1 protein-coding gene is annotated in these 862 nt (G+C 73.9%); it reads right to left on the reverse strand.

Going from position 1 to position 862, the window contains the following annotated elements; all coding sequences use genetic code 11:
* Window positions 1-100 precede the first annotated feature (100 nt).
* Window positions 101-862 (reverse strand): helix-turn-helix transcriptional regulator (locus APM_RS13010; protein WP_007423831.1); only part of this gene is annotated, 762 nt, incomplete at its 5' end.

Raw genomic sequence — 862 nt, forward strand, 5'->3', positions numbered from 1 at the left:
CGCTCGATGCCGCCGCACCCGGCGCCGATCGCCCGGGCCTCGCCGTCACCCTGGTCTTTCCGGCGGGCGGCGTCCCCCGGCCGGGCTGACCGCGTCGGCTCTATTTATCGACGGCGTCGAGCACCGCATCCGGTCCGGCCGGATCGGCGCGGGACGCCAGCAGCGCGCGCACCCGCCCGGCATCCTCCGGCGTCGCCGGATTGTAGACGATCATGCTCAGATCCGGCCGTCCATCCACCGCGAACGACGAATACTCCAGCGCGATGGGGCCGATCACCGGGTGGCGCAGCCGCTTGGCCCCGTCGCCCTGCGGCATCACCTCGTTCTCGTTCCACATCGCCGCGAATTCCGGGCTGGCGCGGCAGAGTTCGTCGACCAGCGGCGCCACCTCGGCATCGGCCCCGGCGCGGGCGGCATCGACCCGGAACGCGCCGACCACCGCCCGCGCCATCGCCGCCCAGTCGAACTGCGCCGCGCGCACACGCGGGTCGGTGAAGATCATCCGCAGGATGTTGCGCTGCCCCGCCGGCAGCGCGGCGTAATTGGTGAACACGGCGGCGGCGGCGCGGTTCCAGGCCACCACGTCCCAGGTCGCGGTCCGCACGATCGCGGGGCTGAAGGGCAGCGCGTCGAGCAGCCGCTGCAGCCGCGGCGTGATCGCATCGCCGCCCCGGTAGCGCGCCTCCGGCGGATGGCCGCGGCCCAGCAGGAACAGGTGCTCGCGCTCGATCTCGGTCAGCAGCAGCGCCCGCGCGATCCGGTCGAGCACCTCGGCCGAGGGATTCCCGCCGCGCCCCTGTTCGAGCCAGGTGTACCACGTGGCGCTGATATGGGCGCGCTGCGCGACCTCCTCGCGGCGCAG

The organism is Acidiphilium sp. PM (assembly GCF_000219295.1).
GTDB classification, from domain to species: domain Bacteria; phylum Pseudomonadota; class Alphaproteobacteria; order Acetobacterales; family Acetobacteraceae; genus Acidiphilium; species Acidiphilium multivorum.